The sequence below is a fragment of the Stenotrophomonas sp. VV52 genome (assembly GCF_002893095.1).
Classification (GTDB): domain Bacteria; phylum Pseudomonadota; class Gammaproteobacteria; order Xanthomonadales; family Xanthomonadaceae; genus Stenotrophomonas; species Stenotrophomonas aracearum.
This window is the reverse complement of the sequence record NZ_PKQQ01000001.1, coordinates 346099-371785: the sequence shown is the minus strand read 5'-3', so window position 1 is coordinate 371785 and position 25687 is coordinate 346099. Positions and strand designations below refer to the sequence as shown.

Below are 25687 nucleotides of genomic sequence, written 5' to 3'. Positions count from 1 at the left end.
TGATATGACGATGCGTATCGGAATGCGCGCCGGACTTGCGGGCGCGGTGTTGGTGGGACTGGTTGCCTGTGGCGGGCCGTCGACGCCGGCCACGCCGGTGGCGCCGCCGACCGAGGTGGCGGCGGTGAAGACGCCGCCGCCGGTGTACCCGATCGAGCTGGCCTGCCAGTCGGTGGGGGGTACGACGACGCTCAAGGTAGTGGTCGGCACCGACGGCAAGCCGGGGCAGATCCAGGTGGTGTCGGGCAGCGGCAACGCGCAGCTGGACGAGCAGGCCCAGAAGGCCGTGGAAAGCTGGCAGTTCAAGGCGGCCACGCGCGCGGGCCAGGCGGTGCCGACGACGATCCAGGTGCCGGTGAGCTTCAATCCGCCGCAGCCGAAGCCCGACGAGTGCTTCGCGGTGGAAGAACGACTGCGTCGCGGCGGCTGACCAGGGACGGACCCGGAACGGATGCTGGATATTTCTTCTGAGAACGTATGGGTCGCGCTGCTGGTGACCCTGGCTGCGGGGCTGGCGACCGGCCTGGGCAGTCTGATGGTGTTGTTCTCGCGCCGCCCGAACCCGCGCCTGCTGGCGTTCGGGCTGGCGTTTGCGGGCGGTGCGATGGTGTTCGTGTCGCTGACCGAGATCCTGACCAAGGCGATCGATTCGTTCACGCTGGCCTACGATGCGCGGATCGGGTACGCGTATGCGACCGGTGCGTTCCTGTGCGGGGTGGTGTTGATCGTGCTGATCGACCATCTGATCCCGAACCCGCACGAGAGCCTGGACAAGCAGGACCCGATGTTCCGGGAGAACAACAAGGCGTACATCAAGCGGGTGGGCCTGCTGACGGCGGTGGCGATCACGGCGCACAACTTCCCGGAGGGGCTGGCGACGTTCTTTGCGACGCTGGAAAGTCCGTCGGTGGGGATGCCGCTGGCGTTCGCGATTGCGATCCACAACATCCCGGAGGGCATCGCGATCGCGGTGCCGGTGTATTTCGCTACGCAGAACAAGTTCTATGCGTTCGGGGCGAGCCTGTTGTCGGGGCTGGCGGAGCCTATCGGGGCGGCCATAGGGTACGTGCTGCTGTCAGGGGTCTTGAATCACGCCACCTTCGGCTGGGTATTCGGGCTGATTTCCGGGGTGATGGTGTTCCTGGCACTGGACGAGCTGCTGCCGGCGGCCAAGCGGTACGCGAAGGGCCACGAGACCGTGTATGGCCTGGTGGCGGGCATGGCGAGCCTGGCGATCAGTCTGGTGTTGTTCAAGTGGTGATGCGAAGTGTCGGCAGGTAGAGCCGGGCCCTGCCCGGCTGCTGTTGGTGTCAGGCCGGTAGAGCCGGGCCCTGCCCGGCTGCTGTTGGATTCAGGCGAACAGCCGTGGAGTGCGCGGGTCCCCTGGCTTGGGCCGTCCGGTGCCGGTTTGCGGGGTCGCCGTAAACCCATCCATGGGGGCTACGCGGACGCCATCCATGGCGCCGAGTCCCCCGCAAACCGACCCCGGGCGACCCTTTGACAGTGGGCCGGTGGCCACGGGAAACGCGTATCCGCTGCGCGGAGTGGGTCGCCGCGTAGTGACACGCCACGCGTGTCGGCTCTTTCCAACCGCACACAACCATGTATGGGGGCGGCCGCCGGGTAGCCCCCGGAGGGACGCTAGAAAACATGGATGTTTTCTAGCAGCCCCCATGGATGGGTTCACGGCGTGTCCCGGAGCGGGGCTGCCCGGCGGCCGCCCCAGCACGTAGCAACAGAAGCGCTGCCTTCGGAGAGGAAGCGAATCGAAGCGGATTCACCCCAACCGGTTCAACACGTCCACCAGTTCATCCGCCAGCGGCGCATTGAGCGTGTACGGGGTCTTGCCGTTGTCCAGGGCGAACTCCAGCGAGGCGGCGTGCAGGAACAGGCGTTTCAGGCCGATCTGCTCACGAAGGCGCTTGTTGACGTCCGGATCGCCGTATTTGTCGTCACCGGCGACCGGGTGGCCGAGGTGCTGGGCGTGTACGCGGATCTGGTGGGTGCGGCCGGTTTCGATGCGGACTTCGCAATACGAATGCCCGCCTCGGCGCTCCAGCACCTTGAAGTGGCTCACCGATTCCTTGCCGATGGCGTTGACCTGCACATGGCGCTCGCCGCCCTGGCGCAGACCCACGTGCAGCGGGGCGTCCACGGTCATGGTGCCGTCGGGCATGCGGCCGACCAGCAGGGTCAGGTAACGCTTGCGGATGCCGGCGCCGTGGTCTTCACGCAGCAGGGCCTGCAGCTCGCTCAGGGCCGAGCGCTTCTTGGCCACGATCAGCAGGCCGGAGGTGTCGCGGTCCAGGCGGTGCACCAGCTCGAGGGTCTTGCCCGGGCGCAGGGCGCGCAGGGTCTCGATGGCGCCGAAACTGATGCCGCTGCCGCCGTGGCTGGCCACGCCGGAGGGCTTGTTCAGGGCGAGCAGGCGCTCGTCTTCATAGACGATGGCGTCTTCCAGGCGCTTCATGAACGCGGCAGGCGGACCGGCCTTGTCTCCCTCTTCCGTGAGACGGACGGGCGGGACGCGGACTTCGTCGCCGGCTTCGAGCTTGCGCTCGGCCTTGGCGCGGCCGCCGTTGACGCGGACTTGGCCGCTGCGCACGAGCTTGTAGACCAGGCTACGCGGCGCGCCCTTGAGCTGCCCCAGCAGGAAGTTGTCCAAGCGCTGGCCGGCACGGTCCTCCGGCACGGTCAGGAGACGGACGCTGGTCTTGCCTTCAGCGGGTTTGGCGGGCGGTGCGGTGTCGGTCATTGGCCTTTTATTCTGTTACACTCGGCGGGCGAGATAAGGGATTGATTTCGTTGGAAGTTGCTCTGGGCCAGAAGCCCGACTTCCCTCGATTCCGGCACAGTGCGCAGCCACCGCCCCCGGGGCGGCCATGTTAGCGGCTCACCGGCAGTCCCGGCCATCGCCGGATGCCTGACACGCGTCTGCGCTGAAAAAATGTCCCTGTGGCGCTCCAGCCTGGCTGAAAGCTGCCTCCGGCCCGTAATACCCAAACCAAGAAAATGTAGCGCTCCCGCGGCCTGCCGTGGTGTCGTAGCGCTGGAAGCCCAAGCCGCCCTCCCCGCGCATGCGCGATGGGCGTCGAAGCGTGACCAGAAGCGAAACCCCATGGCGTTCCGCGCGGTAGCAGCGCGCGAGGAACGCACTATGAAGCGAATGCTGATCAACGCCACGCAGGCTGAAGAGCTGCGGGTTGCCATCGTGGATGGCCAGACGCTGTACGACATCGACATCGAACAGCCGTCCAAGGAACAGAAGAAGTCGAACATCTACAAGGGCCGCATCACGCGCCTTGAACCGTCGCTGGAAGCGGCCTTCGTCGAATACGGTGGCGAACGCCACGGCTTCCTGCCGCTGAAGGAAATCTCCCGCGATTACTTCCAGGCCGGGGTCGACCACAACAAGGCGACCATCCGCGAACTGCTGCGTGAAGGGCAGGAAGTGGTGGTCCAGGTCGACAAGGAAGAGCGTGGCAACAAGGGCGCCGCCCTGACCACGTTCATCTCGCTGGCCGGCCGCTACATGGTGCTGATGCCGAACTCGCCCACCGCCGGTGGCGTCTCGCGTCGCATCGAGGGCGAAGACCGCGCCGCGCTGAAGGAAGCGCTGGACAAGCTGAACATCCCCGACGACATGGGCGTGATCATCCGCACCGCCGGCGTCGGCCGCGATGCCGAAGAGCTGCAGTGGGACCTGGACTACCTGCTGCAGGTCTGGAAGTCGATCGCCGAAGCGGCGCTGACCAAGCCGGCCCCGTTCCTGATCTACCAGGAATCGCGCCTGATCGTGCGAGCCCTGCGCGACTACCTGCGCGCCGATGTCGGCGAGATCCTGGTGGACACCGAGGAACTCTACGAGACCGCCCGCGAGTTCATGCAGCAGGTGATGCCGCAGACCCTGCGCAAGCTGAAGCATTACAAGGACGACATCCCGCTGTTCAACCGCTTCCAGATCGAATCGCAGATCGAAGGCGCGTATGAACGCAACGTGCGCCTGCCGTCCGGCGGCTCGATCGTGGTCGACCAGACCGAAGCGCTGACCGCCATCGACGTGAACTCCTCGCGCGCCACCAAGGGCAGCGACATCGAGGACACCGCCTTCCAGACCAACCTGGAAGCGGCCGAGGAAGTGGCCCGCCAGCTGCGCCTGCGCGACCTGGGCGGCCTGGTGGTGATCGACTTCATCGACATGTCGTCGAACAAGCACCAGCGCGAAGTGGAAAACCGCCTGCAGAACGCGCTCAAGTACGACCGCGCGCGCGTCCAGCTGGGCCGCATCTCGCGCTTCGGCCTGATGGAAATGAGCCGCCAGCGCCTGCGTCCGAGCCTGGGCGAGTCCAGCCAGATCGTCTGCCCGCGCTGCGACGGCCATGGCCGCATGCGCAGCGTGGAGTCGCTGTCGCTGTCGATCATCCGCGTCGCCGAAGAGCATGCGATGAAGGAAAACACCGGGCAGGTGCTGGTCCAGGCCCCGGTCGAGATCGCCAACTACCTGCTCAACGAAAAGCGCAACGCGCTGCGTGAGATCGAACAGCGCCACGACGCGCCGATCGTGATCGTCGCCGACGAGCAGCTGCACACCCCGCATTACGAAGTGACCCGCCTGCGTGAAAACGAGCTGGGCGAAGACAGCGGCCGTCCGAGCTACCAGCGCGGCACCCCGCGCAAGCTGCCGGTGCACGCCCTGACCAAGGCGCAGCTGAACATTCCGGCCGCCCCGGCGGTGACCAACGTCAAGCACAGCTCGCCGGCGCCGGTGCGCGAAGTGGCCGAACCGGTCGCTGCACCGGCACCGGTCGCCCCCGCTCCGGTCGCTGCACCCGCCGCTACCGGCGTGGTCGGCTGGCTCAAGCGCATCTTCGGTGGCGAACCGGCTCCGGCCGCCGCCCCGGCGCCGGCGGCACGCCCGGCCCAGGACGGCAACCGCAACGGTCGCAACAAGGACCGCAACGGCAAGGACCGCAATGGCCGTCGCGATGAGCGTGGCGAGCGCGGTGAGCGCGGTGAGCGTTCCGCCGGCCAGGGCCAGAACCAGGGCCGTGGCAAGGACCGCCGCGACGACCGTGGCGAGCGCGGTGGCAAGGGCGAGCGCCGTGAAGGCGAGCGCCGCGACGAGCGCCGCCAGGACGCGACCGCCCAGGCGGCCGCCCCGAACGCCGGCCAGCCGCAGCAGGGCAAGCAGCGCAATGAGCAGCAGCCCAAGGCCCCGCGCAACGAACAGCAGCCCAAGCTGAACCAGAACCAGGGCCAGAAGCAGAAGCAGCCGCGCCAGCAGAACGACGGCGACAAGCCGCAGCGTCAGCCGCAGGCCGAAAACGCCAAGCCGCAGCAGAGCGACGCCACCGTCGCCGATGCCGCACTGGTCGCCGCCGCTGCGGTGACCGTGGCCGATGTGGGCACCCCGGCCCCGGTCGCTCCGGTCGCCGCCACCCCGGTGGCAACGCCGGTCGCTGCCGACGAGACCCAGGCCGCCGTGGTCGAAGGCGACGCCGGCGAGCACGGTGAAGCGCCGGGCAACGCCGATGACGCCGCGGGCGAAGGCGCCTCGCGCCGTCGTCGTGGCCGTCGCGGTGGCCGTCGCCGCCGTCGTGGCAATGGCGAGCAGGCTGCCGGCAGCGAAGGTTCGATCGACGATGCCGGTCTGGATGACGACGCCGAGAGCGACGAGCAGGACAACGACCAGGACGGCGACACCGCCGCCCCGGCCGCACGTCCGGCCGCGACCCAGGGCCAGCCGCAGCCGGAGTTCGACTTCGACGATGAAGGCGCTGCAGCCTCCGCTCCTGCTGCTGCTCCGGCTGCACCTGCGCCGGCACCGGTCCAGGCCCCGCGCCCGGCCCCGGTCGCCGCCGTGGCCGCCGCCGCACCGCTGGCCGTGGTCAGCAGCCCGGTGGTGACCGCCGGTCACGCCGAGCCGACCCCGGCCCCGGCCCCGAAGGCCGAGCCGGTGGCCGAACGTGCGCCGTCCTACACCGACCGCGTGCCGTTCGTGGAGTCGCCGATGCCGGTGGCTGCCCCCGTGGCTGCGCCGGTGGACGCTGCACCGCAGGCGGAGAAGGCGGTGACTGCGGAAGCGCCGAAGGCCGTTGAAGCCCCGGTCGTGACCGAGGCGCCGAAGGCTGTCGAAGCGCCAGTCGTTGCCGAAGCACCGAAGGCAGTCGAGGCTCCGGTCGTGACCGAGGCACCGAAGGCGGTTGAAGCGCCGGTCGTGACCGAGGCTCCGAAGGCTGCCGAAGCTCCGGTTGTGGCCGAAGCACCGAAGGCCGCAGACGCCATCGACGCCCAGCCCGAGCGCAAGGGTCCGACCGAAGTCGGTCGTCCGGTCCAGACCCGCATGCTGGAGCCCACCCCGGTGGCGCAGACCGGCCAGCTGTTCGGCAGCGTCCAGGGCGACGCCGCCCCGACCGACGCCGCTGCCCAGGCCGCGCACGCCGAAGCCCGCGAAGACATCCCCACCGATGAACTCGCCCCGGCCGAAGCCGCCGCCAAGGAAGAACAGGACAAGGCCGACAAGCCCTGACCCCTTCCCGGAGGTAGAGCCACGCCCTGCGTGGCTCCTACGCAGAACCCAGACAGCGGTCGAAAGGCCGCTGTCTGCATTTGCGGAACCGAAAAATTCGACGAGCCGTTAACGCCGCGAAGCGCATCGTCGTGCACGCGGGGGCGCACGCTGAGGGGACTGCCATGGCATCTATGGCCGGCGCATCGAACGCGCCCACCACCCACTATCGTTATGACGCCGAACACCTTCTGGTCTGTACCAGCACGCCCGCCACGTCGGTGTGGCAGTACTGGCTGGGCGGTGTGGTGGTCAATGCCACCGGGGAAGGCCACGAACTGAGTTGGCCGTACTGCGGCGGCCAGCGCGTTGCCACCAAGCGCAGTGGCATTGGCGGCGGCCCGATCGCAACGCTCCTGGCCACGGACGCCGCCGGCTCGGTGCTGATGGAAGCCGATTTCGGCGTCCGCAGCCAAGGCTACACACCCCACGGTTACCTGGCGTCGGACAGGACCGAGCTACAGCCCGCCTACAACGGTGAACTGCTCGACAATTCCAGCGGCTGCTATCTGCTCGGTGCCGGCAACCATCGTCCTTACAGCCCAACGCTGCAATATTTCCTGGCGCCAGATCCGTTCAGTCCGTTCGATGAGGGCGGCTTGAACGCGTATGCCTACTGCGCCGGCGACCCGATCAACCGCACGGATCCGTCCGGCCACTTCTGGAAGTGGATCGTGGCCGGGCTTAGTGTGGTGGCTGCGGTTGCAAGCCTGGGCGCGCTGGCGGTGCCCTTGGTCGCGGGCAGCGCGGCGCTGACCGCATCTGCCGTAGCAGGTCTGGGGTTGAGCGCGCTCGGCGCTGTAGCCGAGGTGGGCGCTCTTGTCGCCGATGCTACCGGAGACGAAGAGGCGGGACGCATCCTCGGCTGGGTTGGCCTGGGTATCAGCGCGGTGGGCATGGTCGCCGCCGCTCCGGCCATTGCGAAAGCAGGCACGAAGCTCTTCAAGGGACTGGGCCGGTCATTACGGTCAGCGTCCAGATCGGCTGAGTCGATGCCACTCGTTCCGTTCTCGCGGTCGACCCAGGAGGTGACGTATACGAGAAGCTACATCGCCACCAACACCCTTGAAGCCCCTCCGCGACGCTACGCAGCTCCAGCCCGAGCCCCGGCCGCCCCACGCGCACGGGCCGCTCCTCGGCCCGTCCGTGCCGCCCAGGTCGCGCCGCCCGACGCGAAGCCGATGCGCAGCATGGCGTTCGAGGATCTGGAGAACGAAGAGCGGCGGATGCTGCTCTATGCCGTGCATCGCAATTCCAACAAGTTCAAACACGGTCGAAAGGACGGCTCCACCTTCTACAATGGAGAAGGAAAACTCCCCATAAAGCGCGAGAAGCACTATAGGGAGTACACCGTGGATGACTACAAGTTCGAAACCCGCGGAACGCGTCGAATCATTCTGGGGGGGCTGAAAAGGCACGGTCCCCAGCAGGTGTATGCAACTGACGACCACTACGAAACGTTCATCGAAATCAGGAAGCCTAAATTCTGGCCGCGACGGTAACGATGAGGTAAGCCCCCTACGGCGCGAACTGCAACCTTGCCCACACGCCGTAGTGGTCCGACGCCCAGCGGCCTTCCGCATATGGCTGGTCGAACAGCAGGCGCGCCTCGCGCGCGACCAGCTGGTCCTGCTGGAAGAAGATGTGGTCGATGCGCGAGGGTGCTTGGTAGTAGTGCCGGTTGAGCGTGCTCACCTGCGCCACTTCGTTGTTGACGTGCACGCTGCCGTAGCTGTCGCCATACCGCTGGCGCAACGCGCTCAGGTCGCCAGCATCCACCAGTGCGTTGAAGTCGCCGGCGATCACCACCGGCGCGTCGCCGGAGGTGGCAGCAATGAACTTCAACAAGTCCGCCACCTGCTCGCCGCGGATGCGGCCGCCGCTCGCGTCGGAACGTTCGTTGAGGTGCGTGGCGTACACGTTCACCGGCTGGCCGTCGACATCGATGCGCAGGTGCGCCACGGTGCGGTAATCGGTGCGCGGCGCCAGCAGGTGCTCGCCGCGTGCCAGCACCGGGCGTCGGGTCAACAGCGCATTGCCGTAGCGCTTGAAGCGCCCCGGCGGATCGGTCGACACGAACTGGTAGTCGTAGCCCAGCTTGCCTGCCAGCCATGCCGCCTGGTTGCGCACGTACGGCTTCTGGATCACTTCCTGCAGCGCGATCGCGTCGGGCTGCAGCGCCTCCAGTTCGCGCAGGATCACCTGGCGACGCTGCGGCCAGTCTTCGCGGTCATGGTGCAGGTTGAAGGTGACCATGCTCATGCCCGGCGCCTGCGGTTCGGCCGCGCGCGCCGGCAGGATCGCCAGCGCGCACGCGGCCAGCATGCACCGCATGCCGGCCGCTACCCACCGCGCGCTCATGGCGCCTTGCGTTCGGCGCGACGCACCGAGGCGGGAATCTGCACGTCGACATTGGCCGGCACCTGGGTGATGCGCAGCTCGCCGTTGATCCACTGCGCCGGCTCCCCGTTGATGGTGGCCTCGCCCGGTTCGCCGCTGTACGGCCACGGCAGCACCAGACCGCCCTGCGGTACCACCAGGCCCGGCTGCACCTGCAGGGTCAGCAGTTTGTCGGTGCGGCTGAGCGAGTAGCCCAGCTGGCCGTACGGCGTACGCAGCCCCTTGATCGCCACGCCCTGCCCTTCCAACCATCGCACTGGAACGCCGGCGGCCAGCACCAGGCTGTCGTCGACGTCGCGGGTGTAGGCGAACATGTCCAGCGCCGAGCGCACGAAGTCCGAGGCCACCCATGCATGCGGCAGGTCGCCGACGAAGAACGGCTTGCGCGGCGTATGCGAGACCACCTCGGCCCACTGGTTCCATGCCTGCGGCGCGCGGTCCTTGAAGAAGAACTCGGTCGCCTGCCAGGCGCGGTCGCGCCAGCCCAGGCGCACGAACGCCGCCACGTTGCGCCACTCGTACGGGGTGTAGTCCTTCCATTCGCGTTTGCCGTCGCGGCGCGCTTCGAATTCCTTCCAGTACCGCTCGAAGGTGTTGTTCAAATACGGCTGCGGCAACCTGCCCTGCTCGCCGGCCGGGGCCAGCGCGATGGTGGTCGAGGTTGCATCGAAATCGCCGAGCTCGGCCGAACCTGGGAGGAAATCGATCCTGTGCAGCGCGGTGGCCGCCAGCAGCGAAGCCTGCAGGTCGTCACGGAACTGGTCGCGCGACTCGGCGATCTGCATCGCCTCGACCTTGCCCAGCGTGCTGGCGATCACCGCCGCGTCCTTGTAGCCGCGCAGCGCCCAGAAGTTGTCCCAGTACGAATGCATCGGCTTGGCCGAATAACCTTCGTGGCTGATCGACACCGGCATCATTCCGTAGAAGGCCGCATTCCGCGCGCGGTTCTCCTCGGTGCGCTCGCTCAGGCGCAGCTGCTCCATGTACTGGTATGCGCCCTGCACATGCGGCCACATCAGCTCCAGGAAGGTGCTGTCGCCGGTGTAGCGCCAATACTCGGCGATGTTGAAGATCAGCTCGCCGTGGCTGTCGTTCTCCGGCACCGGGTCGGCGCCGCGCGGGTCCACGCAGCACGGCACCTTGCCGTTGTCGAACTGGTACGGCGCGTACCAGTTCACGTACTCGCGCACTGCGTCGCTGCGGCCCATGCGCAGCAGGCCTTCGGAAATCATCGCGCCGTCGCGGATCCAGCTGCGCGAGTACGAGCGCGTGCCCGGCTGCAGGCTGGGCCCGATCCGCGAGATCAGCATGTGCGCCAGCGCGGTGCGCAGGGTGTCGGCCAGCGGCTTGCCCGCCGCCGGTACCTGCAGCGAGACCTGGTCCAGCTTGGTGCGCCACATCGAGGCGACCTGCTGCTGCGCCTTGCTGGCGTCGAAGTCCTTGGGCGTGGTCCAGCTGCCGGTCTGCGGCAACACGATGGCGACTTCGCGCGTCTGGCCCGGTTCCAGCCGCCACTTGTACAGCAGCGCGCCCGAGGCCAGCCCGGTGGGATCTCTCACTTCGGTGGCGGTCGGCAGGTTGCCTGCGGCCAGGTGGGTCACTTCCAGCTTGCCGTCGAACGGGCCGGCAAAGGCCGCATCCGGGGCCTGCACCGGGAACACGCGCGGCGCGCCGTTGACCTCGACCCGGCCCGGTTCGATATCGAGCCGGTCGATCCGGCTTACCCCGCCCACGGTGTTGAGGAACTGACGCGGCGGATTCACCTGCCACGGCCGCACCGCCAGCGCCAGGGTGTAGTCGTGCGCGACCTTGTCCGGGTTGTGCAGCGTGTAACGACCGACCAGCTGCGCCTTGTCCGGGGTGCCCTGCACGAAGCCGGTCACCTTCAGCGCAGCCTGCGGGTGGCTCCAGTCGACGCTGGCGATCGGCAGGTAGTCGTCCTGCAGCGATTGCCTGCTGTCCACGTCGGCCCAGCTCAGCAGCTTCTTGTCGACCAGCACGAACGGCTCAACGCTGAAGCTGGCCTTGGCCGGTTCCAGCGCGCCGTCCTCGCCGATCAGCGCCTGCTCCTTGCCGCCGTCCAGGCCCAGCAGGGTCCAGTACGGCTGCTCACCACTGAAGCCGCGCGGCACGAAGCCGCGGGTCAGGTCGGCGCCGACCGATTCGACGAAGTCATTCGGGGTCGCGGCAAAGTCCAGCGGCTTGATCGAAATGTCGCGGATGCCGTAGCGCCAGCTGCGGCCGCTTTCCAGGTCGAAGCGCAGGTAGCGCGCTTCGGTGTCGGGCAGCGCCAGCCAGTCGCGGTCGCCACCGCCCCCGGCGGTGATTTCGCGCAGCGTCTTCCAGTCGCGGCCGTCCACCGAGGAACGCACCACGTAACGGGTGGCTTCCAGGCCCGGCAGCCACTGGATCACCGCGCCGCCGAACTCGCGCACCTTGTGCAGGTCCAGGCTGATGGTCTGGTCGGGCACGCCGCCGCTGATCCACACCGTGTCCGGCTTGCCATCGGCGATGCGGCTCTGCAGCGCGGTGGCGGTGTCGGCGATCACCGACGGTGCCAGCGCCGAGGTATCGGCCGGCGGCAGCGGCTGCAGGGTGAGCCGGTCGAAGCAGACCGTACCGCGCCCGCCGACCTTGCTGTAAATGGTGAACTCCACTGCAGCGCTCTTGCGCAGGGTCTTGTCCGGGTCCGGGCCCCAGGCCTTGTCGATCTGGCGCTGGCGGTACTGCACCGGGGTCCAGGTCTTGGGGAAGGCGTAGCCGGGCCGGTTGACCCACCACACGTTGTCGCCGCTGGCGTCGATCAGCTTGAACTGCAGGTCGTTGCCGGGCGAATCGCCACGGATCTGGAAGCCCACCTGGTAGTTGTCCGGCCAGGTGACCGGCAGCTCGCGGCGGATCGCCACGTAGCCGGAGACCTCGTGGAAGTCGTAGTCCACGCACAGCGCACGGCCGCCGTTGGCGCCGGCCACGCTGCGCAGCGAGCCGCTGACCTGGTCGGACACCACCAGCTTCCACGGCGCCATGTCGTCGAAGCTGTCCAGGACCTTGGGCGCCGCCGGCACTGCCGGGGGCGCGGCAGGCGCCGCCAACGACCACACCACACCCAACCCCAGAACCCCCGCGACGACGGCACGCTTCACCCTTTCACACTCCCCAGCAACAGACCTTGGATGTAGTAGCGCTGCAGCACCAGGAACAGTGCCAGCACCGGAACCACCGTGACCACCGCGCCGGCCATCATCATTTCAACGTCCATGATGTGTTCGCGCGACAACGTGGCCAGGGCAACCGGCAGAGTGTAGTGCTCCTGGTCGGTCAGCACGATCAACGGCCACATGAAATCGTTCCACGCGCCCATGAAGGTAAAGATCGACAGGGTCACCAGCACCGGCTTGAGCATCGGCAGCACGATCTGGAAGAAGATCCGCAGCTCCCCTGCCCCGTCGATCCGCGCCGCTTCCAGCAGCTCGTCGGGAATCGAGCGCGCGTACTGGCGCACCAGGAAGATGCCGAACACGCTGGCCAGCGCCGGCACGATCACGCCGCCGAAGCTGTTGACCAGGCCCAGCTGCTTCATCAGCAGGAACAGCGGCAGCATCGCCACCTGGGCCGGGATCACCAGCGCCGCCAGCAGCACCTGGAAGATCCGCTCGCGGCCGACGAAGCGCAGCTTGGCGAACGCATAGCCGGCCATGGTGTTGAGCAGCAGCGAGCCCAGCGTGATCGCCAGCGAGACGAACAGGCTGTTGACGAAGTTGTTGCCCATGCCGGTGCGGGCGAACAGCTCGTGGTAGTTGGCGGTGGTGACCGACGAAGGCAGCAGCGGTGGCGGGAAATGCGCCGCTTCGCCGGTCGGCATGAACGACACCGACAGCATCCACAGCAGCGGCGCCAGGCTGACCGCAGCCAGCACCAGCAACCCACCGTTCACCCACCACGCATGCCAGCGCGACTGGCCGATCTCACGACTCATACCAACTGCCTCTTGCGGCCGAAACGCAGCATCAGGCTGGTGACAGCCAGGATGATCAGGAACAGCAGGAACGCCACCGCCGACGCACGGCCCAGGTTCCACCACTTGAAGCCTTCCTCGAACATGAAGTAGAGGACGCTCACGGTGCTCTGCAATGGGTCGCCACGGGTCATCACGTAGGGTTCGGCGAACAGCTGGAAGTAGCCGGACACGGTGATTACCCCGACCACCAGCAGCACCGGGCCGAGCATCGGCAGGGTGATGTGCAGGAACTGCTTCCAGCGCGAGGCGCCGTCGATGCGCGCGGCCTCGTACAGGTCATGCGGGATCGCCTGCAGGCCGGCCAGGAAGATCACCATGTTGTAGCCGAAGTTCTTCCACACCGCGAACAGCATGATGGTCGGCATGGCCCAGTTCGGGTCGCCCAGCCAGTCGATCGGGCTGATGCCGAGGTGGCCCAGCCCGTAGTTCACCAGGCCGTAGCTGGTGTGGAACAGGTAGCGCCAGATCACCGCCACCGCCACCAGCGTGGTCACCACCGGGGCGAACAGCGCGGTGCGGAACAGCGCCTTGAAGCGCGCGGCCGGCGCGTTGAGCAGCATGGCCGCGCCCAGCGACACGCCAATCGACATCGGCACGCCGACGATCACGAAGTACGTGGTGTTCCACAGCGACTTCCAGAACATCGGAGTCTGCAGCAGGTCGATGTAGTTGCCCAGCCCGACGAAGCGCAGGTTGCCGCCATCGGCCAGCGCATACAGGTCGAAGTCGGTGATGCTCAGCGCCAGCGCCGAGAACACCGGCAGGCCGAAGAACACGCCAATCACCAACAGCGAAGGGCCGGCGAAGATCCAGCCGGCAAGCGAACGCTGCTTCACGGGGTCACCTCCGCGCCTTCTGCCTGGGTCCGCTGCTCATGCATCCAGCGGCGCTTGGCCAGTACCTTGTCCACGCGTTCGTCCAATCGGTTCACTGCCACATCCTGGTCCAATCCACCGCGCACCACCTGTTCGGTGACGATGCGCATTTCCTGCACGATCCGCTCCCACTCCAGCACCTTCGGGGTCGGCCGCACGCGCTCGAGCTGGTCGCGGAACGGCTGCGCCAGCGGGTCATTCGCCAGCGAAGCGAACTCCCAGGTGCTGCGCCGGGGCGGCAGGTCGCCGATGATGGAATGGAAGCGTTCCTGGATCGCCGGGCGCGACAGGAACTCGATCAGCTTCCACGACGCTTCCTTCTGCTGCGAACTGCGCGAGATCACCAGGCTGGTGCCGCCGGCGATGCCCGCGCCCAGGCCTTCCGGGCCCGGCAATGCAGCGGTGCCCCACTGCCCTTCCAGTTCTTTCGGCTGCAGCTTCTTGAACTCGCGGATGTTCCAGGGGCCCGAGAGATAGAACACGTTGAAGCCACGGAAGAACTCATCCCACACGTTCGAGATCTGGGTCTCGGACATGCGCGGCGCCCAGCCCTGGGCGAACATGTTTTCGTAGAACGCCAGCGTGCGGCGGAAGCCGGGGCTGCGGAAGTTGCCGCGGGTGTCGTGGTCGCGCAGCAGCGGGTCAGGCTGCTGCAGCGCGAACGACAGCTGCTGCTCGAACTCGTTGATCGGCATCAGGATCGCGTAGCGGTCCGGACCCTGCATCGTCTTGATCGCCGCCATCATGGTGTTCCACTCGTCCCAGGTGCGGGGCGGCTGGTCGAAGCCGGCCCTGGCCAGCAGGTCCTTGCGGTAGTACAGCAGGCGGGTGTCCACGTACCACGGAATGCCGACCAGCTGGTCGTGGATGACGTTGGTGTCCCAGATGCCCTGGAAATAGTCGGCCGGGTCCACCACCTTCGACTGCGCCACGAACGGCGCCAGCGGCGTCAGCGTGTCGAGCTCGGCGAACTCGGGGATCCAGGTATTGCCGAGCTGGAACACGTCCGGCAGGCCATCGGCGGCGAACGCGGTCAGCAGCTTCTCATGCGCTGCGGTCCAGGGGATGTTCTGCACGTCCACGTGGATGCCGGGATTCTCCGCTTCGAACTCACGGATCAGCTCGGTCACCACCTCGGCTTCGCGGCCCATCGCCCAGAAGCGCACGGTCACCCCTTCCGGTTCCTTGCGGCAGGCACTCAACAACAGGCTGCCGGCAACCAGCAGCACCACACTCACCCACAGCTTGGGGCGCGACGACAAAAACACTGCTTACTTCCCCTGGGGCTGGTTGCGGTTCGAATTGGCGTTGTTCTTCTGTTCCTGCGCGGCGGCCGCACGGGACTCGGCGATGCCCATGGAACGCGCGGCAGCGGACTTTTCATCCTTCTGCAGTTCCATCGGCTGGTCCTCGCCTTCCGGGGTCAGCCAGCCGCCGCTGAAACCGGCGCGCTCCAGGCCGCGACGGATGTGCGGGTTGTTCTTCATCGTGTCCCACACGAAATCGTTGCGGTAGTTGGCGATCATGGTCAGGATCGGGCCCTGGTCGATGCCGATGTAATCGCTGGCCACCCAGCCGCGATCCGGCACGATGCGCCCGGTCTTGAGCGGAATGTCGAAGTTGAAGCTGGGGTTGAACGAATCCAGGAAGCCGTAGCTGGAGTACAGGTAATCGCCGTAGCGCTTGTGCATTTCCAGCGTGGCCGGAATCACTTCTTCCGGCGCGAACACCACCGAGGCGATCGCGGCGGTCGGCGCGATGGTGCCGTCGTCGAAGTTCTCGCGCAGGCCGGCGCCGCGCGAGGAGTAATGGCGGAACTGGCGCTGCTCGCCGCGGAACTCCTGGGTGGTGTTCTGCGGACCGTCGCTGGCGGTCAGGCCCCACACGTTCTCGCCGTAGTCCTTCCACTGCGCCGGGTTGGCGATGGCGTACTCGCGCTGGGCCAGCGCGGCCGAGCGGCTGTTGAGGAAGTAGGTGCTGCCGCGCTCGCGCATGTACGCGTCCTGGATGTCGCGGAAGTCGATCCAGACGTGGCTGTACTGGTGGCCGAACAGCGGGCCGAAGGACAGGTATTCCTGGCCCTGGAACACGCCCCAGTCGTTGTCGTAGGTGCGCGTCCACACGGTCCACGCGTCCGGGCTGACCGGATGGGTCGGCGAGCCGAGCGCGAGGATGTAGACCATCATCGCCTCGTTGTAGCCCATCCAGTCATGGTCGATGAAGCCGCTTTCCGGGAACCAGCCCATCGAGATCAGCGGGGCGCGCTGCTGCAGCCACGGCCAGTCGACGCGCTTGTAGAGCGTATCGGCGATGGCGCGGATCTCTTTCTCGCGCGGGTCGTCGCCGGTGTAATAGGACTGCGCGAACAGCACGCCCATCATCAGCAGCGCGGTATCCACGCTGGACAGTTCCACCCAGCTGTCATAGCGGTGGCCCTGCTGCATGTCCAGGAAGTGGTAGTAGAAGCCCTTGTAGCCACCCTTGCCGGTGCGCTGCGGGCCCATCGGCATGTCGCGGAAGAACTTCAGGGTGGTCAGGGTGCGGTCCACCGCCTGGGTGCGGCTGACCCAGCCGTTCTCCACGCCGATCGGGTATGCGGTCAACGCGTAGCCCACCGAGGCGATGCTGGCGAACGGACGCGAGGGATAGCGGTCCGGGCTGAGCCCGTTGACCTCGTTGGTGGTGTCCCAGAAGAACTGGAAGGTGCGGCGTTCGATATCGTCGAACAGCGGCGGCAGCTCGGGTTTCATCGGGCGCGGCGGCGCGTCGGCCTCGATCAGGATGACCGGCGGTTTTGGCTTGGCGGGCTGTTGCTCGGCCTGCGGCTTGCAGCCCACGATCGCTGCAGCCAACACGGCCAGAGCCAGAACACGACGTGCCTTCATCGACCACCACCTCATTTACGTGTGCGTTTCAGGGAGGATAACGTCCCTGCAACTGAAATCGTTTACAAACCATCTGCGAAAAAAACCGGCGCCACCCTCAGGCGGCGCCGGCTGTTGCGATCAGAAGCGGAAGCCGACTTCTGCCTTCACCTGGCGCGGCGTACCGACGATATCGCCGGTCTCGTTGTAGCTGGCCAGCAGCTTGCCGTTGGACTTGGTGTAGTTGTAATTGGAGAAGTTGTCGAAGTTGAACACGTTGATGATGTCGATGCGCGCGTACAGCTCGGTATCGCCCGGCATCTTGAACGTCTTCGTTGCCTGCAGGTCGACCGAACGGTAGCCCCAGATCTTGCCACCGAGCAGGAAGCGACCGTTGCCGTCCGGCACGGCGGCGCCCGGGGTCGGCAGGTCGAAACCGCTGGCCTGGGTGACCGGGTACCAGTCATTGACCGCCGTCGGCGTGGCCAGGGTGATCTTGCCGCCGAAGGTGATGTCCCAGAAGCCGGCATACGAACCGGTCAGCACGATGCGGTGACGCGGCGCGCCGTTGGAACGGATGGTCGGGTAGTCGGTGATCAGGCCGCGGTCGAACGCGTAATGCTCATTGATGTCGCGGTTGTGGCGGGCCGTGGTCCAGGTGTAGGCGATCGAGGTGCCCCAGCCGCTTTCCTTGGTGAACGGCTTCTGCGCCGACAGCAGCACCTGCGTGGCACGGGTCTTGATGCCCTGCTGCCCGATGATCAGGCTGCCGAAGCCCGGGATGTTGCAGCTCCAGGCCTGGCTCAGGCCCGGCGAGGTGCCACCGCACAGGCGCGGGTCGTCGAAGAACTGGCCGGTCGGGTAACGGTTGCCCAGGGTGAACGCGAAGCCGTCATAGGTCAGCGTACGCGCCACGGTGGCGTCGGTCAGCCACTCGCCGATCTGGTTGGACATGCCCAGGCTGAACTGGTCGGCGTACGGCGCCTTCAGGTTGTTGTTGAGCAGGTCCACTTCCAGCCCGGCATTGCTGGTCGAACCGACCAGGGCCTGCAGGTTCTGGATGCCGTTGAGCAGGTTCGGATCCCAGTCGTAGCACGCGGCCTGGCCATTGAGGCAGGCGCCGGTGGCCGGGTTGCGGAAGTAGATCGTCGGCTGCGGCAGGGCCAGCTTGGTGGTTTCCAGCTGCAGGTAGTCGAACAGGTCGCGGTCGTAGGAACGGCCGGCGCCACCGTGCACGACGTGCATCTCGTCGGCGTTGATGTCATACGAGAAGCCCAGGCGCGGCTGCCAGGCGTTCTTGAACGCCTTGCGGTTGTGGCCGGTGCTGATGTAGTCGTTGATGTTCAACCCGCTCAATGCCAGCGACTGCGCATAGGTCTGCCCAGCGGCCGCGCGCGGATCCTGGCTGTACAGCGCCGCCACCACTTCCGGCGGGGTCACGAAGTCCAGGTAGCTCGGGTTCTTTTCGTAGTCCCAACGCAGGCCCAGGTTCAACTGCAGGTGGTCGTTGACCTGCCAGTCGTCCTGGATGAACAGGCCGATCTGCTTGACCTTCGAACGCACTTCACCGGTCACGCCGGTCACGCCGGTCACCGGCTTGACGAACTGCGCCTTGTACGGAATCGAATCCGGGAAGTCCGGGTCGCCCAGGGTATAGGTGAACTGCGGGTTGATCTCCTGCGCGTCGGACGCGTACAGGTCGATTTCCTTGTACTTGGCGCCCATCTTGATGGTGTGGTCGCCCTGCCACTCGATGCCGTCCAGGGTCAGGTTGTCTTCGATCGACCAGCCCTTCTGGCCCTTCACCTGCGAATCCAGCGCCGAAGCGCCGCCGATCTGCACCAGGGTGCGGTCGTCGGTGCCGTCCGGGGCGGTGTACACATAGCCGTTGCCGATGGTCAGCGGCACCGGGTTGTTGAACGAATCTTCGTGGGTGAGCATCAGCTCGTTGTAGAAGCGCTCACCGCTGTGGTTCCAGCGCAGCGCGTAACGACGGTCGGTGTTCTCGGTTTCCTTGCCGTGCGACGGCGCGGTCTGCCCGCTGAACTGCTGCTGGGTTTCGTCGCGGTCCTGGAAGGTCAGCTCGATGCGGTCGTTGTCGGTCGGCTCGACGTCGATCTTGGCGAAGATCAGGTCCTGCTCGAACGGCTGGCTGGCCGGGCCGAGCTGGGCGGCGGCATCGGCCGGCAGCAGGCCGACGCGGTTGGTCACCGAACCTTCCGGGGCGATGGTCACCGGCAGGTCGAAGCGCTTGGCTTCATAGGTCACGAAGAAATGCGCCTTGTCCTGCACGATCGGGCCGCCCAGGGCGAAGCCGTATTCCTTCTCGGCCGAGACTTCCTTGCTCTTGCCTTCCTGGCGCTCGGCCGGGGTCTTGGCGCGCATGTCTTCGTCGGTGTAGCGGTAGAACGCTTCACCCTTGAATTCGTTGGTACCGGACTTGGTCGCCGCGGTCACGGCCGCGCTGGAGACCTGGCCGTACTCGGCCTTGTAGTTGCCGCTGATGACCTTGTACTCGCCAATGGCCAGCTGCGGGAACGGGTTGCCGGCGCTGCCGGACTGGCCGGCGACGCCGCCGCCCTTGACGTAGCTCTTCTGGCCCACGCCGTCGATGTAGACGTTGGTGCCGTCGGCATTGGTGGCACCGCCGCGCAGCGAGGTGTTGCCCTTCGCATCACGGGTGAAGATCATGCCCGGCACCGCGTCGGCGAACTCCAGGAAGTTGCGCGAGACCTGCGGGGTGGTCTGGATCTGCTGCAGGCTGACCGTCTTGCCCACTTCGGAGGTACGCACTTCCTGCAGCAGGGTCGGCGCAACCACGTTGACGGTGTCGAGGTTGGTGGCGTTGGCGGTGGAACCGTTGGCGGGAGCGCCGCTGAAGTTCAGCGTCGCGGTCGAGGCCACGGTCACGGTGACCTTCTGGGTCTGGCCGTTGGCGACCACGTCATAGGTGCCCGGGTCCAGGCCCATCAGCGAGTAGCTGCCGTCGGCGCGGGTGGTGGCGCGGCGCACGCTGCCGCTGGCCACGTTGGTGGCGGTGACTTCGGTACCGGCTTCGGCCTGGGCGACCTGGCCGCGCAGCGACGAGGTGGCGGACTGGGCCATCACGGCCGGCGCAGCACCCAGCAACAGGCAGCTGACCAGGGCACTGCTGAGCAGGCGGCGGGCCGGCATGCGGGTGCGGTTATTGAAATACGTCATGTAAATCTCCGGGTGGTGGAAGCCGTCATTGCGGCTGCCTGTCTTTTTTTGAAGTTACGGCGTTACGCTTTTCTTGCTTGAATCACGCACGATCAGGGTGGGTACAAGCGTCTGCTTGTCGCCTTCCGTTTCCGTGTTGTTGCCATCCATCAACTGCAGCAGGCGCGTCGCCGCCTTGTCGCCCAACTCGGCGATACTCACCTGCATCGTCGTCAACGAGGGGTGAACGAAACGCGCCAGCGGAATGTCATCGAAGCCGGCCAGGGCCACATCGGCGGGCACGCGCACGCCGGCCTGCGCGAATGCATACAGGCAGCCGAGCGCCATCATGTCGTTGGCGGCGAACACCGCATCGGGCAATGCGCCGGCGGCCAGCAGCTCCTGCCCGGCACGGTGGCCGGAGGCTTCGTCGAAGTCGCCGGGCAGCTCGATACCGTGCGCTTCGCCACCGAACGCGGCCAGCGCGTCGCGGAATCCGCGCAGGCGTTCGCGCGCATCGAAGTTCAGATCGGGGCCGGCGATGAAGGCAATGCGGCGATGCCCGGCATCGAGCAGGTGGCGGGTCATCGCCATGGCGCCGGCATGGTCGTCGATGCTCAGGACCGGGTGGTCCTGCTCGGGCAGGTACGTGTTGATGAGTACCGTGGGCAAGGACTGCGGCAGGTTGTCGGTCAGGAAACCCGGGCTTTCCGCATACGGCGAGAGCACCAGCAGCCCGTCGACCCGGCCGCGCATGGCGCGCAGGGCCGCGCCCTGCTGCTCCTGGTCGCCGTGGTAGCTGGACACCAGCAGGTGCTGGCGGCGCGCGCGTGCCACCCCGTCGATGCCGCGCATCAGTTCGGAGAAGAATTCGCCATACAGGTCGGGCAGCACCACACCGATGGTGTTGGTGCGCCGGCTGCTCAGGCTGCGGGCGGCCGCGTGCGGGGTGTAGCGCAGGCGCGCTGCCACCTCGAGCACCAGCTTGCGCACGGGCTCGGCGACGTTTTCATGGCCGTTGAGCGCACGCGAGACCGTTGCCACGCTGACGCGGGCTTCGCGGGCTACATCTTTGATGGTGATGGCTGCCTTGTTCACTTCGCCGCCCTCCACGGCTTAGAGATCTGGGCTTGGCGCGGAATGTAAGCGTTTTCATTCCCGGATGTAAACAGTCCGTTAGGCGAATGTCTCACGGCGGTAACCTCGAGATGTCTTGGAGAGGTCGCCCCGGGACTTGCCGGGACAAGGCAGGACAAGGGTTTCAGCCCTGTTCTGGCGGGGTCTGGGCGTCGATGGACAGCGCGTGGATATCGGTCTCCATCATCGTGCCCACGGCCGCATAGACCATGCGGTGGCGCGCAAGCGGCAGCTTGCCCTCGAACGCGGCGCTGACCACGCGCACGTTGAAGTGCCCGCGCCCGTCGCGCGCGCCTTCATGGCCGGCATGGCGGTGGCTGTCGTCTTCCACCTCCAGCAGCACCGGGTCCAGCGCGGCCTGCAGGGCCGCGCGGATACGCTCGACCCGGTTCACGGCAGCACCTTGCGGAACGGGCGCACCTGCACCCGGGTGTACACGCCGGCCTCCACGTAGGGGTCTTCGGCGCCCCAGGCCTGTGCCTGTTCCAGCGAATCGAACGCGGCAATCACCACGCTGCCGCTGAAGCCGGCCGGACCCGGGTCTTCGCTGTCGATGGCCGGGCACGGGCCGGCCAGCAGCAGCCGGCCCTCGTCGCGCAGGGCTTCCAGGCGGGCCAGGTGGGCCGGGCGGGCCGCCAGCCGGGCGGGCAGCACATCGGTGCCGTCATAGCCTTCAATCACATACCACACGGGCAACTCCAGGGTTCAGCTAAACAAACCCCGCGATTCTAGCCCGCCTCGCTGGACACTGCCGTTGTGAAGCCGTACTCTTGTCCACATTGCACGTGGCTGGACGCAGCAACCCGGTCGGTACCGGGCCCCCTGCCCCACACCAGCACACGTAGACGACCTCCTGTAGTTCTGCCGCTGCACGTTCGCAGCGCGTCCTGCTGCTGTTTGAAATGTGGAACCACGCCGGCACAGGCGTGTCATGGCTTGCGGCCGGGTCCGGCGCAGCAAACTGGTCCGTTGCAATACCGACGTCAATCTTGATGACTTCCGAACTCGCGCTCGACGCGAACCCGCAAACCCGGCCGACCGCCCCGCAGCAGCAGGAAATGCCGCTGGCCGTGGTGCATGGTCAACCGGTCCTGCAGATCCCGCAGGACCTGTACATCCCGCCGGATGCGCTGGAAGTCATCCTGGACGCGTTTGAAGGTCCGCTGGACCTGCTGCTGTACCTGATCCGCCGGCAGAACCTGGACATCCTGGACATCCCCGTTGCCGAAATCACCCGGCAGTACGTGGACTACATCAATGTCATGCAGGAGCTGCGCTTCGAACTGGCCGCCGAATACCTGGTGATGGCCGCGATCCTGGCCGAGGTGAAGTCGCGGATGCTGCTGCCGCGCCCGCCGAGCATCGAGGGCGAGGAAGGCGACCCGCGTGCGGAACTGGTGCGCCGGCTGCAGGAGTACGAACGTTTCAAGCAGGCTGCCGAAGACATCGACGCCCTGCCCCGGCAGGACCGCGACACCAGCCTGGCGCATGCCTTCGTGCCCGACCGCGCGGCGATCAAGCTGCCGCCGCCGGTGGACCTGAAGGAAATGCTGCTGGCACTGCACGACGTGCTCAAGCGCGCCGAGCTGTTCACCGGCCACGCGATCAAGCGCGAGGCCCTGAGCGTGCGCCAGCGCATGGGCGACGTGCTGGGCCGTCTGGAAGACGGCAAGTTCTACCGTTTTGAAACGCTGTTCACCGCCGAAGAAGGCAAGCTGGGGGTGCTGGTCACCTTCCTGGCCCTGCTCGAACTGGCCAAGGAACAGCTGCTGGACATCGTGCAGGAAGCGCCGCTGGCGCCGATCTACGTCAAATCCCTGGCCGCCGGCAACACCAACGAACCGCTGCAGTTCAACAGCGAATTCGACGATGCCGACGCCGCCAACGAATCCGACTGAGCACCCGACCCACGCATGGATCAACCGCTGATCAACCGTATTGTCGAAGGGGCGCTGCTGGCCTCGAGCCAGCCGCTGACCCTGGCCCAGCTGCAGGGCCTGTTCCCGGAAGAGGAACCGGCGCCGCCGGGCAGCATCGAACGCGCACTGGAACTGCTGCGCGAAGGCTGCGCCGACCGTGGCGTGGAGCTGGTCGAGGTCGCCTCCGGCTTCCGCTTCCAGGTCACCAACGAGGTCCACGGCTTCATCACCCGGCTGTGGACCGAGCGCAAGACCCGTTACACCCGCGCCACCCTGGAAACCCTGGCGCTGATCGCCTACCGCCAGCCGATCACCCGCGGCGAGATCGAACAGGTCCGTGGCGTGGCGGTCAGCAGCAACATCATCCAGGCGCTGGAAGAACGCGAATGGATCCGCGTGATCGGCCACCGCGACGTGCCCGGCAAGCCGGCCCTGTTCGGCACCACCAAGGGCTTCCTGGATTACTTCGGGCTCAAGCGCCTGGACGAACTGCCGCCGTTGTCGGAACTGCGCGACCTGGGCGAACTGGAACCGCAGCTGCCGCTGGACACCGACGGCCAGCCGGCCGGCCGGATCGCTGCAGGTGCAGCGACTCCAGACGCCGAAGGTGACACCGACGTAGAGCCGGGCTCTGCCCGGCTGCCGGACGCCGACCAACCTTCCGACGCCGATTCCGATTCCGAACCGGAACCGCCACTGGACCCCAACGCGGCCCGTGCCGCCGCCCGTGCCGCGCTGATGTCGGCCCGACTGGCGGAACAGGACGACACGCAGGACAATAGCGACGCGCCCGCACCTGCGGAAGTCGCCGACCATGCTTCACCCGCCAGCGATGGCGAGCCCGATTCCGTGCCGGTAGACCGCACGGCGCACCATCCAGAAACCGAAGACAACGCCGTCGCGACGACGACCGTGGCTGTTGACGAAGCCGATCCCGAACCAGAGGCCGACGAAACGTCGCCGGCCGGAGCCAAGTAAATGAGTGACACCCCCCGCAAGCTGTCGTTGAACAAGCTTTCGCTCAAGCGCGAAACCGCCACCGAACAGCCCAAGCTCGAAGAGCGCCTGCACAAGGTGCTGGCCCAGGCCGGCCTCGGTTCGCGCCGCGCGCTGGAACAGCGCATCGCCGACGGCCTGGTCAAGGTCAATGGCGAAGTGGCCAAGACCGGCCAGTCGATCAAGAGCGGCGACAAGGTCGACCTGGACGGCCGTGGCTTCGTTGCCACCGCGCTGACCGAGACCTCGCGCGTGCTGGCCTACAACAAGCCCGAAGGCGAAGTGACCACGCGCGAAGATCCCGAAGGTCGCCCGACCGTGTTCGAAGCGCTGCCGGCCCTGAAGGGCGCACGCTGGATCGCGATCGGCCGCCTGGACATCAACACCACCGGCCTGCTGCTGGCGACCACCGACGGTGAGCTGGCCAACGCGATGATGCACCCCTCCTACGAGGTCGAACGCGAATACGTGGTGCGCGTGCGCGCCCCGGAAGGCGAAGAGAAGGTGCCCGACAACATCGTCGACCGCCTCGCCCGTGGCGTGGCGCTGGAAGACGGTCCGGCCAAGTTCGACGAGATCGAACGCATCGGCGGCACCGATTCGCACGACTGGTTCCGCGTGGTGGTCAAGGAAGGCCGCAACCGCGAAGTGCGCCGCCTGTGGGAATCGCAGGGCTGCCAGGTCAGCCGCCTGAAGCGTACCCGCTACGGCAAGATCACCCTGCCGCGCGAACTGCTGCGTGGCCAGTCGCAGGAACTCACCGCCAAGCAGGTCGAGCAGCTGCGCGCCGAACTCAAGCTGGAAGAAGGCGCGCCGTCGGCGCTGACCCTGCAGCCGGTGATCGGCCAGCGCCGCGCCGCCAAGACCACCGTGCGCGTTTCGCGCGAAGGTGGCCGTGGCAATGCCTACGTCAACGGCCACAACCAGGCCGATGAAGGCCGCGAGCTGCGTCGTTTCGACAACGTGCGCGAAGAGCGCGGCCGTGGTCGCGGCGGCAAGGGCGGCGGTTTCAAGGGTGGCCTGACGGTCACCGGCGAAGCGGCGGCCAAGCAGTCGCAGCGCCCGTTCAAGCAGCGTCCCGACAAGGGCAACCGTGCGCTTCCCGAAGGCAACCCGGCCGCGTTCCGCAGCTGGTACGTGCCCGATGGCGTGAGCACCGGCCCGAGCAACCACCGCAATGCGGGTCCGGGCGCTGCCCGTGGCCCGGGCGCGCGCGGTCCGGGTGCCGGCGCCGGCGCCGGCGGCCAGGGTCGTCCGTACGGCAAGCCGAAGGGTCCGGGCGGCGCAGGCGGCCAGGGCCGTGGTGCGTACGGTGAGCGCAGCGGCGGCGGTTTCGGTGGCGAAGGCCGTGGCGGTGAAGGTCGTGGCGGCTTCGGCGGCCAGGGTCGTCCGGCCGGTGCTGGCGCGGGCAACCGCGGTGGCCAGGGCGCACAGCGCCATCCCTACGGTCACCCGGGCAATGCCCCGAGCTTCCCGTCCGACCATGCCAACCCGGGCGCCAGCCCGTACGGCAATGCGCGCCCGAGCGGCCGTCCTGCGGGCAACCGCGGTCCGGGCGGCCCGGGTGGCAACCGTGGCCCGGGTGGCCCCGGCGGCAATCGCGGCCCCGGTGGTCCGGGTGGGCGTGGTCCGGGCGGTCGTCCCGGCGGCGCCCGTCCGGGCGGCAACCGCGGCCCCGGCGGCGGTGGTCACCGTGGCGGCGGCCCGCGTGGCGGCTGAGTGAAGTGAAA

General features: G+C 67.2%; 17 protein-coding genes and 1 pseudogene. 7 read left to right on the top strand and 11 right to left on the bottom strand.

The window, feature by feature from the left end; all coding sequences use genetic code 11:
• The first annotated feature begins 4 nt into the window (after positions 1 to 4).
• Positions 5 to 430, top strand: coding sequence for an energy transducer TonB (locus C2U58_RS04145; protein ID WP_102944663.1), 426 nt, complete (start codon positions 5 to 7; stop codon positions 428 to 430).
• Positions 431 to 451: 21 nt separating this feature from the next.
• A complete protein-coding gene (gene zupT / locus C2U58_RS04140; protein ID WP_102944662.1) occupies positions 452 to 1261 on the top strand; it encodes a zinc transporter ZupT in 810 nt (269 codons plus the stop codon).
• A gap of 516 nt (positions 1262 to 1777) precedes the next feature.
• Here the strand turns inward: zupT and C2U58_RS04135 are convergent.
• The gene (locus tag C2U58_RS04135) at positions 1778 to 2755 is read right to left on the bottom strand and encodes an RluA family pseudouridine synthase (protein WP_102944661.1); all 978 of its coding nucleotides are present in this window, start codon (positions 2753 to 2755) and stop codon (positions 1778 to 1780) included.
• A gap of 402 nt (positions 2756 to 3157) precedes the next feature.
• Between C2U58_RS04135 and C2U58_RS04130 the strand changes: the two genes are divergently transcribed.
• Together C2U58_RS04130 and C2U58_RS04125 are read left to right on the top strand one after the other, a co-directional pair.
• Positions 3158 to 6529: an Rne/Rng family ribonuclease gene (locus C2U58_RS04130; protein WP_102944660.1), complete on the top strand. Its 3372-nt coding sequence runs from the start codon at positions 3158 to 3160 to the stop codon at positions 6527 to 6529.
• A gap of 164 nt (positions 6530 to 6693) precedes the next feature.
• Positions 6694 to 8070, top strand: coding sequence for a ribonuclease domain-containing protein (locus C2U58_RS04125; RefSeq protein WP_146033402.1), 1377 nt, complete (start codon positions 6694 to 6696; stop codon positions 8068 to 8070).
• A 16-nt stretch (positions 8071 to 8086) separates the two neighbouring features.
• Here C2U58_RS04125 and C2U58_RS04120 read toward each other — a convergent pair whose 3' ends face one another.
• From C2U58_RS04120 to C2U58_RS04075, 10 genes are all read right to left on the bottom strand, one after another.
• Complete coding sequence (locus C2U58_RS04120) at positions 8087 to 8893, bottom strand: endonuclease/exonuclease/phosphatase family protein (RefSeq protein WP_253256668.1); 807 nt, start codon at positions 8891 to 8893, stop codon at positions 8087 to 8089.
• A gap of 32 nt (positions 8894 to 8925) precedes the next feature.
• Positions 8926 to 12111 carry a discoidin domain-containing protein gene (locus C2U58_RS04115; protein WP_102944657.1) on the bottom strand — a complete coding sequence of 1062 codons (3186 nt, stop codon included), beginning with the start codon at positions 12109 to 12111 and terminating at the stop codon, positions 8926 to 8928.
• Positions 12108 to 12944, bottom strand: coding sequence for a carbohydrate ABC transporter permease (locus tag C2U58_RS04110; RefSeq protein ID WP_070209662.1), 837 nt, complete (start codon positions 12942 to 12944; stop codon positions 12108 to 12110). The genes C2U58_RS04115 and C2U58_RS04110 overlap by 4 nt, the downstream gene beginning before the upstream one ends.
• Positions 12941 to 13822, bottom strand: coding sequence for a sugar ABC transporter permease (locus C2U58_RS04105; protein ID WP_070209663.1), 882 nt, complete (start codon positions 13820 to 13822; stop codon positions 12941 to 12943). The genes C2U58_RS04110 and C2U58_RS04105 overlap by 4 nt, the downstream gene beginning before the upstream one ends.
• Positions 13819 to 15090 (bottom strand): sugar ABC transporter substrate-binding protein, encoded by a 1272-nt coding sequence (locus C2U58_RS04100; RefSeq protein ID WP_253256667.1) that lies wholly within the window; start codon positions 15088 to 15090, stop codon positions 13819 to 13821. Before C2U58_RS04100 ends, C2U58_RS04105 begins: the two co-directional genes overlap by 4 nt.
• Before the next feature lie 42 nt (positions 15091 to 15132).
• On the bottom strand, positions 15133 to 16761 hold the full coding sequence (locus C2U58_RS04095; protein WP_343125462.1) for a glucoamylase family protein: 1629 nt from the start codon (positions 16759 to 16761) through the stop codon (positions 15133 to 15135).
• A gap of 105 nt (positions 16762 to 16866) precedes the next feature.
• A complete protein-coding gene (locus C2U58_RS04090; RefSeq protein WP_102944655.1) occupies positions 16867 to 19926 on the bottom strand; it encodes a TonB-dependent receptor in 3060 nt (1019 codons plus the stop codon).
• A gap of 54 nt (positions 19927 to 19980) precedes the next feature.
• Positions 19981 to 21018, bottom strand: a complete 1038-nt coding sequence (locus tag C2U58_RS04085) for a LacI family DNA-binding transcriptional regulator (RefSeq protein WP_102944654.1) — start codon at positions 21016 to 21018, stop codon at positions 19981 to 19983.
• A gap of 148 nt (positions 21019 to 21166) precedes the next feature.
• Positions 21167 to 21436 (bottom strand): BolA family protein, encoded by a 270-nt coding sequence (locus C2U58_RS04080; protein WP_102944653.1) that lies wholly within the window; start codon positions 21434 to 21436, stop codon positions 21167 to 21169.
• A complete protein-coding gene (locus C2U58_RS04075) occupies positions 21433 to 21732 on the bottom strand; it encodes a YciI family protein (protein WP_102944652.1) in 300 nt (99 codons plus the stop codon). The genes C2U58_RS04080 and C2U58_RS04075 overlap by 4 nt, the downstream gene beginning before the upstream one ends.
• A 302-nt stretch (positions 21733 to 22034) precedes the next feature.
• Between C2U58_RS04075 and C2U58_RS04070 the strand changes: the two genes are divergently transcribed.
• The 3 genes and pseudogenes from C2U58_RS04070 to C2U58_RS04060 all read left to right on the top strand — a co-directional run bounded on the left by C2U58_RS04070 (position 22035) and on the right by C2U58_RS04060 (position 25676).
• On the top strand, positions 22035 to 22940 hold the full coding sequence (locus C2U58_RS04070) for a ScpA family protein (protein ID WP_102944651.1): 906 nt from the start codon (positions 22035 to 22037) through the stop codon (positions 22938 to 22940).
• A gap of 15 nt (positions 22941 to 22955) precedes the next feature.
• Positions 22956 to 23947, top strand: a pseudogene (scpB, locus tag C2U58_RS04065) (SMC-Scp complex subunit ScpB).
• Positions 23940 to 25676 carry a pseudouridine synthase gene (locus tag C2U58_RS04060; protein ID WP_102944650.1) on the top strand — a complete coding sequence of 579 codons (1737 nt, stop codon included), beginning with the start codon at positions 23940 to 23942 and terminating at the stop codon, positions 25674 to 25676. Before scpB ends, C2U58_RS04060 begins: the two are co-directional and overlap by 8 nt.
• The last annotated feature ends 11 nt before the right edge of the window (positions 25677 to 25687 follow it).